General features: G+C 56.0%; 13 protein-coding genes. All 13 read left to right on the top strand.

Going from position 1 to position 17392, the window contains the following annotated elements; all coding sequences use genetic code 11:
* The first annotated feature begins 337 nt into the window (after positions 1 to 337).
* The 13 genes from KGP16_RS15780 to KGP16_RS15720 all read left to right on the top strand — a co-directional run bounded on the left by KGP16_RS15780 (position 338) and on the right by KGP16_RS15720 (position 17390).
* A complete protein-coding gene (locus tag KGP16_RS15780) occupies positions 338 to 1735 on the top strand; it encodes a NarK family nitrate/nitrite MFS transporter (protein ID WP_094983211.1) in 1398 nt (465 codons plus the stop codon).
* A gap of 540 nt (positions 1736 to 2275) precedes the next feature.
* The gene (locus KGP16_RS15775) at positions 2276 to 3022 is read left to right on the top strand and encodes a winged helix-turn-helix domain-containing protein (protein WP_223499959.1); all 747 of its coding nucleotides are present in this window, start codon (positions 2276 to 2278) and stop codon (positions 3020 to 3022) included.
* Positions 3023 to 3411: 389 nt separating this feature from the next.
* Positions 3412 to 7173, top strand: coding sequence for a nitrate reductase subunit alpha (locus KGP16_RS15770; RefSeq protein WP_223499958.1), 3762 nt, complete (start codon positions 3412 to 3414; stop codon positions 7171 to 7173).
* Positions 7170 to 8714 carry a nitrate reductase subunit beta gene (narH, locus tag KGP16_RS15765; protein ID WP_223499957.1) on the top strand — a complete coding sequence of 515 codons (1545 nt, stop codon included), beginning with the start codon at positions 7170 to 7172 and terminating at the stop codon, positions 8712 to 8714. Before KGP16_RS15770 ends, narH begins: the two co-directional genes overlap by 4 nt.
* On the top strand, positions 8711 to 9433 hold the full coding sequence (gene narJ / locus KGP16_RS15760; RefSeq protein ID WP_094983214.1) for a nitrate reductase molybdenum cofactor assembly chaperone: 723 nt from the start codon (positions 8711 to 8713) through the stop codon (positions 9431 to 9433). Before narH ends, narJ begins: the two co-directional genes overlap by 4 nt.
* Positions 9434 to 9435: 2 nt before the next feature.
* Positions 9436 to 10113: a respiratory nitrate reductase subunit gamma gene (gene narI, locus KGP16_RS15755; RefSeq protein WP_094983215.1), complete on the top strand. Its 678-nt coding sequence runs from the start codon at positions 9436 to 9438 to the stop codon at positions 10111 to 10113.
* Positions 10114 to 10471: 358 nt separating this feature from the next.
* Positions 10472 to 11479, top strand: coding sequence for a 3-oxoacyl-[acyl-carrier-protein] synthase III C-terminal domain-containing protein (locus KGP16_RS15750; protein WP_021805671.1), 1008 nt, complete (start codon positions 10472 to 10474; stop codon positions 11477 to 11479).
* Positions 11476 to 12492 carry an NAD(P)-dependent oxidoreductase gene (locus KGP16_RS15745; protein ID WP_021805670.1) on the top strand — a complete coding sequence of 339 codons (1017 nt, stop codon included), beginning with the start codon at positions 11476 to 11478 and terminating at the stop codon, positions 12490 to 12492. Before KGP16_RS15750 ends, KGP16_RS15745 begins: the two co-directional genes overlap by 4 nt.
* Positions 12485 to 13291, top strand: coding sequence for an MBL fold metallo-hydrolase (locus KGP16_RS15740; protein ID WP_021805669.1), 807 nt, complete (start codon positions 12485 to 12487; stop codon positions 13289 to 13291). The genes KGP16_RS15745 and KGP16_RS15740 overlap by 8 nt, the downstream gene beginning before the upstream one ends.
* Positions 13288 to 14574 (top strand): F390 synthetase-related protein, encoded by a 1287-nt coding sequence (locus KGP16_RS15735; RefSeq protein ID WP_223499956.1) that lies wholly within the window; start codon positions 13288 to 13290, stop codon positions 14572 to 14574. The genes KGP16_RS15740 and KGP16_RS15735 overlap by 4 nt, the downstream gene beginning before the upstream one ends.
* Positions 14571 to 15188 carry a phosphatase PAP2 family protein gene (locus KGP16_RS15730; protein WP_021805667.1) on the top strand — a complete coding sequence of 206 codons (618 nt, stop codon included), beginning with the start codon at positions 14571 to 14573 and terminating at the stop codon, positions 15186 to 15188. The genes KGP16_RS15735 and KGP16_RS15730 overlap by 4 nt, the downstream gene beginning before the upstream one ends.
* Positions 15185 to 16303, top strand: coding sequence for a sterol desaturase family protein (locus KGP16_RS15725; RefSeq protein WP_223499955.1), 1119 nt, complete (start codon positions 15185 to 15187; stop codon positions 16301 to 16303). Before KGP16_RS15730 ends, KGP16_RS15725 begins: the two co-directional genes overlap by 4 nt.
* Positions 16296 to 17390 (top strand): acyl-CoA desaturase, encoded by a 1095-nt coding sequence (locus KGP16_RS15720; RefSeq protein ID WP_223499954.1) that lies wholly within the window; start codon positions 16296 to 16298, stop codon positions 17388 to 17390. The genes KGP16_RS15725 and KGP16_RS15720 overlap by 8 nt, the downstream gene beginning before the upstream one ends.
* Positions 17391 to 17392 lie beyond the last annotated feature (2 nt).

Raw genomic sequence — 17392 nt, 5'->3', positions numbered from 1 at the left:
AGAGAGCAGCAGAAACCAGAGAGTAGATACCCGAAAATCCGGCCGCCAAATTACGTCAATAGCAGCCATTTTTCCTCATCCCCCGGCGTAACCCCATACCCCTAACGAAGTACCCCTTAGTTTCCGGTGGCCTGACCCATAGCCAAACCATTAGCTCTACTGTGGTATAACCTGCTGAATACCAATAGATTAGCTGGACTGGATTGGCTACTCACTAAGGGATGTATGAGGTTTTTCCGCCATGAGTTACCTGCTTGCTCATTGATTTGCGTCAACTTTACCGCTTGAGGGGATCAACTAGGGTGTGCGCAGTTATCACCGTGTTTCTGAGGTTATTATGTCGCAATCTGCAACGCCTTTAGCAAAAAAAACGGGTGCGGTTATTCAGGACTGGCAACCTGAGAACAGCGAATTCTGGCAGCAGAGCGGGCACCGCATTGCCCGCCGCAACCTGTGGATCTCCATACCCTGCCTGTTGCTCGCCTTCTGCGTCTGGATGCTGTTCAGCGCCGTGGCGGTTAATCTGAACAAAGTGGGTTTTAACTTCACCACCGATCAGCTGTTTCTGTTGACCGCATTGCCTTCGGTTTCCGGCGCGATCCTGCGCGTGCCGTATTCCTTCGTGATCCCGATGTTTGGTGGCCGCCGTTGGACGGCCATCAGCACCTGTTTCCTGCTGGTACCTTGCCTGTGGTTGGGCTATGCGGTGCAGGATCCGACCACCTCATTCAACGTATTTATCATTATCGCGCTGTTGTGTGGTTTTGCTGGGGCCAACTTTGCTTCCAGCATGGCGAACATCAGCTTCTTCTTCCCGAAGGCGAAGCAGGGGGGCGCGTTGGGGCTGAACGGCGGTCTGGGAAATCTGGGGGTCAGCGTAATGCAACTGGTGGCTCCGTTAGCCATCTCGCTCGCCATGTTCGGCTTCCTGGGCGGCACTGGGCAGACACAGCCAGACGGCAGCCAGCTGTGGTTGGAAAACGCCGCCTGGATTTGGGTGCCTTTCCTGCTGGTGGCAACGCTGGCGGCCTGGTTCGGTATGAACGATTTGGCCGCCTCAAAGGCTTCTTTGCGCCAACAGCTGCCGGTACTGAAACGGGGGCATCTGTGGGTTTTGAGCCTGTTGTATCTGGCAACCTTTGGTTCCTTTATTGGTTTCTCTGCCGGTTTTGCCATGCTGGCGAAAACCCAGTTTCCTGACGTGGTGATCCTGCATTATGCCTTCTTCGGGCCGTTCCTTGGGGCGCTGGCTCGTCCCGTGGGCGGGGCGCTTTCCGATCGCTTTGGCGGTATTCGTGTGACGTTGCTGAACTTTATAGTCATGGCTATTTTCGCCGCCTTGCTGTTCCTGACCTTGCCGGGTAGCGATCATCAGGGCTCGTTTATGGCCTTCTATGGCGTGTTTATGGTGCTGTTCCTCACCGCCGGGTTGGGCAGCGGCTCGACCTTCCAGATGATCGCCGTGATATTTCGTAAAATCACCGTGGACAGAGTGAAAGCCGAAGGAGGAAGCGATGAGTTGGCACAGCGCGAGGCGGTAACCGATTCGGCTGCGGCGTTGGGCTTTATCTCGGCGATTGGTGCAGCAGGGGGGTTCTTTATTCCCAAGGCGTTTGGGACTTCGCTGGCGTTGACTGGCTCACCGGCTGGGGCGATGAAGATTTTCCTGGTGTTTTATATTCTGTGTGTCGTGGTGACCTGGGGGGTTTACGGCCGTAAAAAGGTTTCACGCTAGTTGAGTCAAGCGAAGGCAATATGCGGCGACCCTACTGTCGAACATGTGCGACGCCTACCCATTGTGCACCATTGCCTGTCAGTAATCAGACACTCCTCGCTTGCCGGGGAGTGTCTACCCTCTCAATTCCCACCCGTTGTTTCAGTGATTGCCAATCGGTGAAGTCACCGCTATTTTGCCGAAACTCCGCTGTGTAATATTACCGACTTTTGGCGGTTTTATTGGTCTATATTAACATCGCTTTTTTGTTGAGTGAGGATAAGAGCAACCCATGTTTATCTATTGATAAAATCTTAATGCCCACTGTTTCATCAGAAAATAAAGCCCATAATCCTTGGTGCGGAGTGGTTTATGTCTGAATTGGCCATGGACCAGGAGGGGATGGTTTTTTCTCAGTGAGCTGCATGATTTCACTAAGTTATGAAAAACAGGTGAAATATAAAGTCAGTCTGTTTCACCGAGTTTATATTTAAATTGTTGAACATTTTTTCATATGTCTATACAAATGGGGACGCTGTGAACTCATAAGGAAAATGAAAAGTGGCTGCTGAACAGGAAATAAAAATCATAAATTTTGATGTTTTGCTCCCCTCCAGGCAGCGTTCACGCCTACGTTGGAAAGAGCTGCAGATCCTTTCCCTGCTGGTTAACCGGTCGCCTGAGTTGGTGAGCCGCTCAGAAATCATTGAGACTATCTGGAAAGGCACCTATTGCTCAGACTCGACAATCAATCAGACGATTAAGTCCATTCGCCAGAAAATTGGCGACACGGAGCATGCTCTCATCCGGACCATTCCTCGTCTTGGTTATAAGGTGGACGATAAAGCAATTTTTAACTTTATATCATCAGGAGAATCTGCCGTCGCCACGGAGATTATTCCTGGCAATAATAATGCTGAAACTATTAATAGTGATTTATCTGCGGGCAAATTAAATCATATGGTCGATGAAATTATTGAAAATGCAACGGTGCCGGAAGATTATTCCTGCATGCATCCGATATTAAGCGAAATGGCTTTGGACGATCCCAGGCAAAACACGCTAATACCAGGGGGCCGGGTATTGACGTATCTGGCGGCGTTTATTGCGCTGTTGACAGTTTCACTTTTATCCTATGCATTGGGCAGTCGGACCAGGCCTGCAATACAGCATGAGCAGCTAAACAGCCCTCGAATGTTTCTCTCTTTTTCATTAGGCACCTCTGCTGGTGTTAATCCCCAGGCGCTGAACTGCGTGTATCTGGCGGGGAATGAAAAGGAAATGCGGGTTGAATGTCGGACTCGCTAGCAGGGAGTCCCTGGAAGCCGTTTCAGACAAGATTATCCGGTCATTCTGTCATTAATCTTGCTCACATTTCCGTTTTTACCGCCTCTACCCCCAAATTTCCGCTTCAGGGGGTTCGCCAGGCGTGTCTCTTTACTAGTCTATAATTCTTGTTTTATTACAATGTGATAGCGTTAATTCTAACGATCATCCTTTAGTGGTATTTCCAACGTCCCCCACGTTTTTCCTCACTGATTCCCTTGATCGCAATCAAGTTACGCCCGGCAGAGCATCAGTAGCCTTGGCCGCAGATTGAGCAATGTCACTTGGCAACTTCTTACAACAATATGCCCGTCGTCTTTCAAGCTGCGGCTTGAAACTCGTAGGGTGATGAGCCTTCAGGAGAACTCCGGATGAGCAAATTTCTAGACCGGTTCCGCTACTTCAAGCAGCTGGCCGAACCTTTCTCTGGCGGTCATGGCCAAACGTTGAACACCAACCGCGATTGGGAAGACGGTTACCGCAGCCGTTGGCAGCACGACAAAGTGGTGCGATCCACCCATGGTGTTAACTGCACCGGCTCCTGTAGCTGGAAAATCTATGTGAAAAACGGCCTGGTTACCTGGGAAACCCAGCAGACCGATTATCCACGCACCCGTCCTGATTTACCCAACCATGAGCCCCGTGGCTGCCCACGTGGTGCCAGCTATTCCTGGTATCTCTACAGCGCCAACCGCCTGAAATATCCGCTGATGCGCAAACGCCTAATCAAGCTATGGCGCGAGGCTAAAGCCTTGCACAGTGATCCGGTTGATGCCTGGGGTTCGATCGTTTCCGACCCGGAAAAAGCCAAAAGCTACAAAGTGGCCCGTGGCCGCGGTGGTTTTGTTCGTTCCAGTTGGCAGGAGGTCAATGAACTGATCGCCGCCTCCAACGTCTATACCGCCAAGACCTTTGGCCCGGACCGCATTATCGGCTTCTCGCCGATCCCGGCGATGTCGATGGTGTCTTACGCAGCCGGTGCCCGTTATCTATCGCTGATTGGCGGCACCTGCTTGAGCTTCTACGATTGGTACTGCGATTTGCCACCGGCCTCGCCGATGACCTGGGGCGAACAGACCGACGTGCCTGAATCCGCCGACTGGTACAACTCCTCGTATATCATTGCCTGGGGCTCCAACGTGCCGCAAACGCGCACCCCGGATGCCCACTTCTTCACCGAGGTTCGCTACAAGGGCACCAAAACCGTCGCGGTGACGCCAGACTACGCGGAAGTAGCCAAGCTATGCGACCAGTGGCTGAACCCGAAACAGGGTACCGATAGCGCCATGGCGCTGGCGATGGGCCACGTGATGCTTAAAGAGTTCCATCTGGATCGTGAAGTTGGCTATTTCCGCGACTATGTACGCCGCTACACCGATATGCCGATGCTGGTGATGTTGGAACCGCGCACCGAGGGCTATTACGCCGCTGGCCGCCTTCTGCGCGCCGCCGATCTGGTGGATGGCCTTGGGCAGGAAAACAACCCCGAGTGGAAAACCGTCGCGCTGGATCAGACCAGCGGTGAACTGGTGGCGCCGCAGGGCTCCATCGGCTTCCGTTGGGGTGAGAAGGGCAAATGGAACCTGGAACAGCGTGAAGGTAAAGCCCAGCAGGATGTGGTGCTGCAACTCAGCCTGCTAGGCAGCCATGATGAGGTGGTTGACGTTGGCTTCCCATACTTCGGCGGTGCCGAGAGTGAGCATTTCAACAGCGTGGCGCTGGACGACATCCTGCTACACAAGCTGCCGGTAAAACGCCTGCAACTGGCGGACGGCAGCCAGGCGCTGGTGACCAGCGTCTACGACCTGACGCTGGCTAACTACGGCCTGGATCGTGGTCTGAATGATGCCAACTGCGCCAACGGTTATGACGAAGTCAAAGCCTATACGCCAGCCTGGGCAGAACAAATCACCGGCGTATCACGCCACAACATCATCCGCATTGCGCGCGAGTTTGCCGAGAACGCCGAGAAAACCCACGGCCGTTCGATGATTATCGTTGGGGCCGGTGTCAACCACTGGTATCACATGGACATGACCTATCGCGGGTTGATCAACATGCTGATCTTCTGCGGTTGCGTTGGCCAAAGCGGCGGCGGCTGGGCGCACTATGTCGGCCAGGAAAAGCTGCGCCCACAAACCGGTTGGACGCCGCTGGCCTTTGGTCTGGATTGGCAACGGCCTGCGCGCCATATGAACAGCACCTCGTTCTTCTACAACCACTCCAGCCAATGGCGCTATGAGACGGTTGGCACCGAAGAGCTGTTGTCACCGATGGCGGACAAGAGCCAGTTTGCTGGCAGCCTGATCGACCTGAACGTGCGTGCCGAGCGCATGGGGTGGTTGCCATCGGCACCGCAACTGGACACTAACCCGCTGTATCTGGCCGCTCAGGCCAAAGCTGCCGGTCAGACGCCGCTTGACTTCACCGTGGAGAGCCTGAAACAGGGCAACGTCCGCTTTGCTGCCGAACAGCCGGACAACCCGCAGAACTTCCCGCGTAATCTGTTCGTCTGGCGCTCCAACCTGCTGGGCTCCTCCGGCAAGGGACATGAATACATGCTCAAATACCTGCTGGGGACCGAGAATGGCATCCAGGGCCAGGATCTGGGCCAACAGGGCGGCGTAAAACCGCAGGAAGTCGAGTGGTTGGATAAGGGCGGTGAAGGCAAGTTGGATCTGGTCGTGACGCTTGATTTCCGCATGTCCAGCACCTGCCTGTATTCCGACATCGTGTTGCCCACCGCTACCTGGTACGAGAAAGACGATATGAATACCTCGGATATGCATCCGTTTATTCATCCGCTGTCTGCGGCTGTCGATCCCGCCTGGGATTCCAAGAGCGACTGGGAGATCTACAAGGGTATCGCCAAAGCCTTCTCCGAGGTGTGCGTTGGCCACCTGGGCCAGGAGACCGACATCGTCACGCTGCCGATCCAGCATGACTCTGCCGCCGAACTGGCACAGCCCTACGGCGTGAAAGACTGGAAGAAAGGCGAGTGCGAGCTGATCCCGGGCAAAACTGCGCCACACATCATGGTGGTAGAACGCGATTATCCCGCGACCTACGAGCGCTTTACCTCACTTGGTCCGCTGCTGGACAAGCTTGGCAATGGCGGTAAGGGCATCAGTTGGAACACCCAGACCGAAGTCGACTTCCTGAAAAAGCTCAACTACGTGAAGACCGAAGGCCCGGCAGTTGGGCGGCCTAAGATCGAAAGTGCTATCGATGCGGCGGAGGTGATCCTCTCGTTGGCACCGGAAACCAATGGGCAGGTGGCGGTGAAAGCCTGGCAGGCACTGAGCAACATTACCGGGCGCGATCACACCCATCTGGCGCTGAACAAGGAAGACGAAAAAATCCGCTTCCGCGATATTCAGGCCCAGCCGCGCAAGATCATCTCCAGCCCAACCTGGTCTGGCCTGGAAGACGAACACGTTTCTTACAACGCCTGCTACACCAACGTGCATGAGCTGATCCCATGGCGCACCCTGAGTGGCCGCCAACAGCTGTATCAGGATCACGAGTGGATGCGTGCCTTCGGGGAAAGCCTGCTGGTTTATCGTCCGCCGATCGACACTCGTGCCGCGCAGCCGTTGCTGAATAAAAAGCCGAACGGCAACAAAGAGAAGGCGCTGAACTTCCTGACGCCGCACCAGAAGTGGGGCATTCACTCCACCTACAGTGACAACCTGTTGATGCTGACCCTGTCACGCGGCGGGCCAATCGTCTGGCTGAGTGAGGACGATGCCAAAGATTTGGGCATTGAAGATAACGACTGGATCGAGGCCTTCAACGCCAACGGCGCGCTCACCGCTCGTGCGGTGGTCAGCCAGCGTATTCCGTCGGGGATGACCATGATGTATCACGCGCAGGAACGTATCGTGAACATTCCAGGCTCGGAAATTACCAGCCAGCGCGGCGGGATCCACAACTCGGTGACCCGCGTGTGCCCGAAACCGACCCATATGATCGGCGGCTATGCGCAGTTGGCCTACGGTTTTAACTACTACGGCACCGTTGGCTCGAATCGCGATGAGTTTGTGGTGGTGCGCAAAATGGACCATATCGACTGGTTAGACGGCGAAGGTAACGACTACGCGCAGGGCAGCCAGCAGGAGAAAGCCAAATGAAAATTCGTTCGCAAGTTGGCATGGTGCTCAACCTGGACAAGTGCATCGGTTGCCATACCTGTTCGGTAACCTGTAAGAACGTCTGGACCAGCCGCGAAGGCATGGAATATGCCTGGTTCAACAACGTGGAAAGCAAGCCGGGCATCGGCTATCCCAACGCCTGGGAAGATCAGGATAAGTGGAAGGGCGGCTGGATACGCAAAATCAACGGCAAGCTGGAGCCGCGCATGGGTAACCGCGTTGGCCTGCTGTCGAAGATCTTTGCCAACCCGGATGTTCCCGCGCTGGACGATTATTACGAGCCGTTCGATTACGACTACCAGAATCTGCACACTGCCCCGCAGGGCAAGCATCAGCCGATCGCCCGTCCGCGCTCGCTGATCACTGGTCAACGGATGAACAAGATCGAAAGTGGCCCAAACTGGGAAGAGATCCTCGGCGGTGAGTTCGACAAGCGTGCCAAGGACAAAAACTTCGACAACATGCAGAAGGCGATGTACGGCCAGTTCGAAAACACCTTCATGATGTATCTGCCACGGCTGTGCGAGCACTGCCTGAACCCGGCCTGTGTGGCGACTTGTCCGAGCGGTGCGATCTATAAACGCGGCGAAGATGGCATTGTGCTGATCGATCAGGATAAATGCCGCGGCTGGCGGATGTGCCTGACCGGCTGTCCGTACAAGAAAATCTACTTCAACTGGAAAAGCGGCAAATCCGAGAAGTGCATCTTCTGCTACCCAAGGATTGAGGCTGGCCAGCCGACCGTCTGTTCGGAAACCTGCGTGGGGCGTATCCGCTATCTCGGCGTGCTGCTGTACGATGCCGACCGCATTGAACAAGCGGCCGCTACAGAGAACGATAAAGACCTGTATCAGAGCCAAATGGATATCTTCCTCGATCCGCACGACCCGACGGTGATTGAGCAAGCGCTGAAAGACGGTATCCCGCAAGGGGTGATTGAGGCTGCGCAGCAGTCGCCGGTTTACAAGATGGCGATGGACTGGAAGCTGGCGCTGCCGCTGCATCCGGAATATCGCACCTTGCCGATGGTGTGGTATGTGCCGCCGTTGTCTCCGATCCAGTCGGCTGCTGATGCCGGTGAGTTGGCCCATAGCGGCGTGTTGCCTGATGTCGAAAGCCTGCGCATCCCGGTGCAATACCTGGCGAATTTGTTGACCGCCGGGGATACCGCTCCGGTGCTGTTGGCGCTGAAACGGATGTTGGCGATGCGCCACTACAAGCGGGCAGAAACCGTGGACGGCGTGGTGGATACCAGCGCGCTGGAGCAGGTGGGGCTGACAGAGGCGCAGGCGCAAGAGATGTATCGCTATCTGGCGATCGCTAACTATGAAGACCGTTTCGTCGTGCCTTCCAGCCATCGTGAACTGGCGCGCGAAGCCTTCCCGGAAAGCAAAGGCTGTGGCTTCAGCCTTGGCGACGGTTGCCACGGCAGCGACAGCAAGTTCAACCTGTTTAACAGCCGCCGCATCGATGCCATCGACGTGACGCAGAAAACCCCGCGCAAGGAGGATGCTTCATGATCGCTCTGCGAATTATTGCCCGCCTGCTGGATTATCCTGAGCAGGAACTGTTTGACCATCAGCAAGAGCTGGTGGAAGCCCTGGAACCGGCCTGTGAACTGGACTTGCATCACAGCGCCCAGTTGATTCTGTTTATCCGCCGCTTCTGTGCCCGTCCGTTGCTGGACGTTCAGGCGGAGTATTGCGAGCTGTTCGATCGTGGCCGTGCGACTTCACTGTTGTTGTTTGAGCATGTTCACGGTGAATCCCGCGATCGCGGCCAGGCTATGGTCGATCTGATGGCGCAATACCGCGAAGCCGGGCTGGAGATCGATAGCCGCGAACTGCCGGACTTCCTGCCGCTGTATCTGGAGTATCTGGCTAGCCGCAACAAAGAGGAAGCTCAGGGCGGATTGCAGGATATCGCCCCCATTCTGGCCCTGCTGGGTGCTCGCTTGCAGCAGCGTCAAAGCCCGTATGCGGTGCTGTTCGATCTGCTGCTGGTGTTGTCTGCTAGTGGCGTTGCAGCCCAAAGTCTGCAGCCGCAAGTTGCCGGTGAAACACGTGACGACACGCCACAGGCACTGGATGCCGTCTGGGAAGAAGAACAGATCAAGTTTTTGGGTGAGCAGGGTTGTGCTTCGGCGCAGCAAGCCACTCACCAGCGGCGCTTTGCTGGGGCGGTGGCGCCACAGTATCTGGATGTGGGCTCGATGACCACGGCAACCAAAGGACGCTAATCATGCACTTTATGACGCTTTTCTTCTTCGATATCTATCCGTATATCGCCGGGGCGATCTTCCTGATCGGCAGTTGGCTGCGTTACGACTACGGGCAATACACCTGGCGTGCTGGCTCCAGCCAGATGCTGGATAAAAAGGGCATGCGGCTGGCCTCCAATCTGTTCCATATTGGCATTCTGGGCATTTTTGCCGGGCATTTCCTCGGCATGCTGACGCCGCACTGGATGTATGAGTCTTTCCTGCCGATGGCCGTGAAGCAGAAAATGGCGATGTTTGCCGGTGGGGCCTGTGGCGTGATGATGTTGGTGGGCGGTGTGCTGTTATTAAAGCGCCGTCTGACCAACCCACGTATCCGCGCCACCAGTAGCGTAGGGGATATCCTGATCCTGACGTTGCTGGTCGTACAGGTGTGCCTGGGGCTGTTGACCATTCCGTTCTCTGCTCAACACATGGACGGCAGCGAGATGCTGAAGTTGGTCGCCTGGGCGCAAGCGGTGGTGACCTTCCATGGCGGTGCAGCTCAACACCTGGAAGGGGTTGCACTGATATTCAAGATTCATATCGTGCTCGGCATGACTCTGTTCCTGATATTCCCGTTCTGCCGCCTGGTGCATATCTGGAGCGTGCCGGTGGAATATCTGACTCGCCGCTACCAGTTGGTGCGTAACCGCCGTTAATTCCCCGCGTTACCCAGCGGCAAGGTCTTTGGACGTTGCCGCTGTTCGGTTTTCCCCGCATCAATACCCTTTTACCGTTGATTCAGTCATTGATTTTGGCCTGCCTTAGCCGCCCAGGACTTGGCCAAACAGCTTATTCTTATAGATCTCTTTTCGGCGTTGATCTAGGCTGTGCCATTAGGTTAACGGCATGGTTTACCAGGTTAGTTAAGCGAACGGAATCAATCAGTAAAAATTCCTGTTAGGATTTTCCTTATGCTGATGTTAAATAAGGGCTAGATCAAAAGAGCGTAAAAAGTTTGATTAATTACGCTGGATGCTAAGCCAAACGAGTTAGGGATAAGCAGACTGAACACCTATGACCATTGATAACCTGTCCCACCCCGTGCTGCCGCTGAAAATCATTGCGACAGGAGCGGCTTTGCCTCCCGGCTGCGTCGAATCTTCGGCGTTGGATCGGCAGTTGAACAAACCCGACGGCTATGTAGAAAAACGCTCGGGGATTATTCATCGCTTTCATGCCAGCAATCAGGCCAGCCAGGCTGAACTGGCCGTCGCCGCATTGGATGACGCGCTGGCTCGCCATACTATTGCGCGTGACTCCATCGATCTGTTGATCTCGGCCTCGGCCATTGCCGTACAGGCATTGCCCTTTAGTGCCGCGCATATTCTTAAAATCGCCGGCTTACCCTCAGGTACCGCAGGTTTTGATATCAATACCAGCTGCGTCAGCTTTATTAGCGCATTGCAGGTGGCGGCTGGGCTACTCAACGCAGGCGTTTACCGGCGTATTGCCATCGTCTCTGCTGATATCGCCTCGCGCGGTATCGACTGGGAAGATGAAGAGTCCTCACTGATTTTTGGCGATGGTGCCGCCTGTGCCATTGTGGAACGAGGCGATGGGCGCAGCGGGATTTTGTCCTACCTGATGGAAACCTACCCGGAAGGCAGTGATCTGTGTGAAATCCGCGCCGGTGGCACACGTCGTAACCCGCGTGCCGGGATGAACGACAGCGATTTTCTGTTCCATATGAAGGGTAAGCAGCTGTTCCGCCAGGCTTCGGCGCTGATTGAAGGCTACCTTGAGCGTTTGCTGAACGCCGCGGGGCTCACCTTGCCACAAATCGCCACCGTGGTGCCGCATCAGGCCAGCCATCTCTCGCTGGAACATATGCGCAAAAGGCTGCATGTAGCGCCAGAGGCGTTGGTGGATATCTATCGTTACCGGGGCAACCAGGTGGCGGCGTCAATTCCTTCCGCGTTGCACGAGGCGGCGATCACTGACAGGCTGAATGCCAATCAGCCGGTAATGTTGATCGGTACCGCTGCTGGGCTGACCCTGGGCGGCATGGTTCTGCTGCCATGAAAGTCTTGGTAACCGGAGCGACCAGTGGGTTAGGGCGCAATGCGGCCGAGTGGCTGCTGGCTACCGGACATCAGGTGCATGCCACCGGGCGTGATGAAGCCGTTGGCCGTGAGTTGGCGGCACTGGGGGCAAAGTTTACCCCGTTGGACCTGACCCGTGCTGGGGCGGAACAGTGCGAACAGCTGATGAAAGGGTATGACATTGTCTGGCATTGTGCCGCCAAATCTGCCCCGTGGGGCGATCGCAGGGCGTTTTTCCAGGCCAACACCTACGTCACGGAAAAGCTCGCCAAAGCTGCCGGGCGCTGTGGCGTGAAGCGCTTTATTCATATCTCGACCCCGGCGATCTATTTTGACTTTAAACATCATCACAACATTGCCGAGGGTGAATCTGCCCGCCGGTTTGCCAATCATTACGCCGCCAGTAAGTATGCTGCCGAACAGAGCATTGGTGCGCTGTTGCATCGCTATCCGCAAACCACGTACCTGATCCTGCGACCTCGTGGCCTGTTTGGGCCACATGACCGAGTGATCGTACCCAGGATCCTGGCCCAGATGCAGCGTGACAAAGGTGCTCTGCGCCTGCCCGGTGGCGGTAAAGCCTATCTGGATCTGACCTTTGTGCTCAACGTAGTGCATGCAATGGATCTGGCCAGCAACCGGCCGAATTTGCCTTCTGGCGGCATTTATAACATCACCAACCAACAGCCGCAGCGGCTGGAGGATATGCTGCACCAACTGCTGGCCCAGCAGCTAGGCTGGCAATATCGGGTGCAGGCATTGCCTTACCGGCTGTTGTGGGCGGTGGCAGGGGGCATGGAATTGATAGCCCATTTTACCGGCAAAGAGCCGATGCTGACGCGCTACAGCGCGGCGGCCGCCTATTTTGATATGACGCTGGATAACAGCCGCGCGATTGAAGAGCTGGGTTACCGGCCACGTTATAGCCTGGAGCAGGGGATAGAGCTGACAGGGCAATGGATGAAACAGCAGGGGATGGCGGCGCATGGCTAACATTACCCCCTTTGAAATCGGCTATTGTACCCACCTTGGCTGCATGGCGCTGCGTGGCTCGCCAATGCGTAGCTGCAAATTCCCCTCTCGTGCCTACCTGTTGGAGGTGGGAGAGCGTCGCTGGTTATGGGATACCGGTTATGCCAGCTATTTCCAACAGTACACCGCCAGCGGTATTTTCCGATTGTATAGCCAGATCACCCCGGTTTATTTCAGCCCACAGCAGGCGCTGCTTGAGCAGTTGCGTAGCCGGGGTGTCAGTGTGAGTGATATTGAGGCGGTGATTATTTCCCATTTTCATGCTGACCATATCGCTGGCCTGCGTGATTTCAGCAGCCTCAACATGATTTGTTCCGGTGAGGGCTGGCAGCAAACTCGAGAGCTGCGTGGCTTTGCCGCCCTGAAGCGGGCGTTTATACCGGGGTTGATCCCCGAGGAGTTTGAATCCGCATTGCAGTTTGTGGAGTCATTCCCGCTACAGAGTCTGCCAGCCGAACTGGCACCGTTCCAGCAGGGATATGCGCTGCCGGGCAGCGATGGGCAAATCTTCATTGTTCCTCTGCCAGGGCATGCTGCGGGCCACCTTGGCGCCTTTGTCCAAACCGACGCGGGCTGGACGCTGCTGGCAAGCGACGCCGCCTGGTCGCCGCTGAACTACCAGCAACTGCGTGGCCCTTCGCGGCTGGCGAACCTGATCATGGACAACCCGCGTAGCTACTACCAAACCCTTGAAGCGCTCAACCAGCTGCATCACGGCGGCGCGGCGGAGATCCTGTTGTGCCATGAGGGGGATTTATGATCCCGCTGATGACGCTGTGGCACTATCTGCGAGCGCGCAGGCTGCATTTCACCGAACGGGCAGAACTGGAGGCTTACCAGGCGCGTCAGTTAAAACGCTTTGCCCGCCGGGTATTGGCGTATAGCCCCTATTTCCGGCCATACTGTCTGTTACCTGTGAGCGAATGGCCAGAAATGGACAAAGCGATCATGATGACGCATTTTGATCGGATGAATACCGCCGGGCTGCAACTTGAGGCGCTGTTGGCCTGTGCCCGGCGCAGCGAAACCGATCGCGACTTCACCCCAAAAGTGGGCAAATACAGTGTAGGTCTATCGACCGGCACCTCCGGGAGGCGCGGCGTATTTGTGGTCAGCCCGCAGGAGCAGCAGATCTGGGCTGGGGGCATGCTGGCCAAAATGCTGCCGCAAGGGGTATTTGCCGGTGAGCGTGTCGCGCTGTTTCTGCGTGCGGACAACAATCTGTATCACAGCGTCAACAACCGCTGGTTGAGCCTGACGTTTTACGATCTGTTTGCACCCTTTGCCGAGCACTTACCGCAGATTGAACGGGAGCAACCCACCATCGTGGTCGCACCTGCGCAGGTATTGTGCGCGTTGGCTCATGCGGTCGAACGGGGCGAGTTACAACTACAGGTGAAAAAGGTGATCTCGGTGGCTGAGGTGCTGGAGCCGCAGGATCGCCAACTGCTAAAGCGGGTATTTGCCGACGTGGGCGAAGTCTATCAGGCCACCGAAGGTTTTCTGGCTGCCACCTGTAGCCACGGCACCTTGCATCTGAACGAAGAGTTTATCCACGTGGAACCACAGTGGATCGATGAGCAACGCTTTACCCCGCTGATCACCGATTTTACCCGCCGTACGCAGCCGATCGTACGTTATCGGCTGGATGATATTTTGGTTCGGCGTAAAGAGCCTTGCCCGTGTGGCCAGGCCAGCATGGCGTTGGAGCAGATTGAGGGACGCTGTGACGATCAACTGATGCTGCCAGGATTGCAGGGGGAGGCGCAGCGAGTTTTTGCCGATTTGTGCCGCCGGGTGATTGCCAACGCGTTGCCCGCCGTGGCGGATTATCGCCTGACCCAGTTGTCTGGCCAGCGGCTGCACCTGATGGCCGACTGCAGTCCGGAAGAACTGGTACATTGCCAGCAGCAACTGATTGCGCTGTTTACCCAGCAGGGTATCGCGGTGCAGCAACTGGAATGGCAACTGACCGCGCAACGCATCATGCCGCAGTTCGATGCTAAATGCCGACGTATCGTACGGTTGCCGGAGGTGCCATGAAAGAGGTGATCTATCGCCTATGGCAAATGCTGCTGGGTTGGGGCTTTGTCGGCCTGATTTATAACAGCACTGACCGATGGCAAGGCGCTGGTTATCAGCTGACGCCGAGTTGGCTGGATCGTGCCATTCCCTTCAGTCCGCATGCTATCTGGCTATACCTGTCTTTTTTCCTGATCGTTCCGCTGTGCTATCTGCTGTGTCCGCTGAGCCGGATCAAATGGCTTAGAAGCTCAATGCAGCTTGCCGCTCTTGTTGCGGGGGCCATCTATCTGCTGTGGCCGACGACGATGGACTACCCGGTCGATCAGGGCAGTTCACTCAGCTCAACCATGCTGGCGGCATTGATCGGGATTGATTCCAAACAAAACTGTTTACCTTCTTTGCATATAGCCTTGACGGCCCTGGCCGTGTGGGCCGTGGCGGACAGCCGGAAAAAATGGCGCAGCGTACTGTTGTCGGTTTGGGGAGTGGCGATTGCCTTCTCTATTCTGCAACTGCGCCGTCACCTGTTGGTGGATTTGCTCAGTGGAGCGGTGTTGGCCATGGCCGTAGGCTATGCCTGCCAGCATGTTCGATGGATTGTCAGTGATTATCGTCAGGGAGAACGACCATGACCGATCTGGTAATACCGATAATATTTATGCTGTGCGTGGTGCTGGGCGAAGCCCTGTGGCTGCAAAAGCGCAACCGGGGCAGCGTTGATTGGCACGATGTGATCTTCAACCTCAACTCCGGGCATATCATGCTGTGGCTGTTCCGGGGGCTGGAGATCTTCTGCTATGGCTATGTGGCGACCCATTACAGCCTGGGTCTGGTAGATAGCTGGCCGGTCGCGCTGGTGTGGCTGTTTGCCCTGCTGGCGTGGGACTTTGGTTTTTACTGGTTACACCGTCTGCATCACCGTTTCCGCCTGCTGTGGGCGGTGCATGTGGTGCATCACCAGGGCGAACACTTCAATCTGTCGTTGGGCGTACGTAACTCGTGGTATTCGTCATTAACGTCGATCCCGTTCTTTATGCTGCTGGCGTTGGCCGGTGTGCCGCTTTCGGTGTTTATCACCGTTTCGATCCTGCATTACGGCATTCAGCTGTTTAACCATAATGCGCTGACCCCAAAGCTGGGCTGGCTGGAAAAAATCTTCGTTACCCCGGCGCACCATCGGGTACATCACGTCAACGATCTGGCCTATTCCAACCGTAATTTTGGCGGCAGCTTTATCTTCTGGGACAAGCTGTTTGGCACCTTTGGACCGTCGCTGCCAACCGAGCCTTTCGCCTATGGCGTACGCGGGGAGAAATCGTCGGCTAACCCGTTCTGGGCCAGCAATCAGCCGTTTTTGCGCTACTTCAAACTGCCTTTCAAACCCTCGGCCAATAGCACCCGTTTCCGCAGTTCCGCCTGGTGTATGGTGAGTGGTGCGTTGCTGCTGTTCGCCCTGGTGCTGGGCTACGTGTATCGTTTCGGTTACGGCTACAACGGCCTGACCGGCGAGCAGGCGATACTGTTTATGCTGTTGGCGGTAGGTGCGGTGGCGCTGGGTGGGATTGCCGAAGGCCGTAGCTGGGGCGTAAAGGTCTGGTTACTGGTGGCGTTGGCCGCTCCACTGCTGTTGCTGCTGGCGCTGGGTTGGCACCAACCTTACTGGTGGCTGATGACCTGCGGCATTGCCGTGCATGGCTGCGCCGTTGCTGCTGGCTGGGGACGCCAGAAGGAGGCAGTGCATGGTTGATTCGTTGCCGCCACTCTCTTTCCCTGCCGATGGGGAACAGGCGTTTCATCGTGAACTGAAACGACGGACCTATGCTTATCTGAGCGGCCGTAACGATCACCGCTTTGCCGATGTGGCCCGTTGGGTCAAGGCTATCGTCCTGCTTTTGTTGTGCGTGGGGTTCTACCTGCTTAGCCTGGTGCAGCAGCAGGGACTGGCGTTTATGCTGTGCTACTTTGCCTTTGTCATGATGGGCATGTTGCTGAACGTCAACGTCAATCATGACGCTTCGCATAACGCGTTCGCCCGCACTCCTTGGGTGAATCGTCTGGCGGGGCGTTTGGTGACGATCCCGCTGGGGGTCGATCCGGACTATTGGCGGACAAGGCACGTCAGCTATCATCATGTGTATGCCAACGTCGAACATTACGATCTGGACACCGAAGAGAACGGCTTTTTCCGCCAGACGCCGTTCCAGCAATGGCGAGCGCACATGCGCTATCAGCACCTTTACTGGCCGCTGATTGCCGCCTTGTCGCTGCCCTATATCGCGCTGGTGTTTGATTGGTCAGACCGGTTGGGCAAAACCCCGTTGGCCGCCGAGGGTGTGCTGGCCGGACGCAAGGGCTGGGCGGTGTTTATTGCCAGCAAACTGTGTCACATAGTGGTGGTGCTGGTGATCCCGTTGGTGGTTTGCCAGCAACACGGCATTGGCTGGCAAACGGTGCTGATCGCCTATCTGTTGAGCCAGATGTTAGCCTCGCTGCTGGTGGTGTTCTTACTGCTGGGTACCCACTGGGCGCAGGCTGAGTTTTACGCGGTGCCAGAAGGAGGCCAAATGCCGCAGGGCTGGTATCGGCACAACTTTGCCACTGCCTGCGACTGGGAAACCTCGCCGAAGTGGTTGCATCATCTGACCGGCGGGCTGAATTATCATCTCACCCATCATCTGTTCCCCGGCTGGAATCACCGCCATTATCCAGCGCTAGCCGCCATTCTGGCTGAACTCGCGCCACGCTATGCCATGGATTATCGCTGCATCAGCTATCGTGAGCTGTTGCAACAGCAGCAACGCTTCCTACGTACGATGGGGCAACAGCCTCTATGAAG

This window comes from Serratia sp. JSRIV006 (assembly GCF_019968685.1).
In the GTDB taxonomy this organism is placed as follows: domain Bacteria; phylum Pseudomonadota; class Gammaproteobacteria; order Enterobacterales; family Enterobacteriaceae; genus Chania; species Chania fonticola_B.
This window is presented reverse-complemented; position numbering and strand designations above follow the sequence as displayed.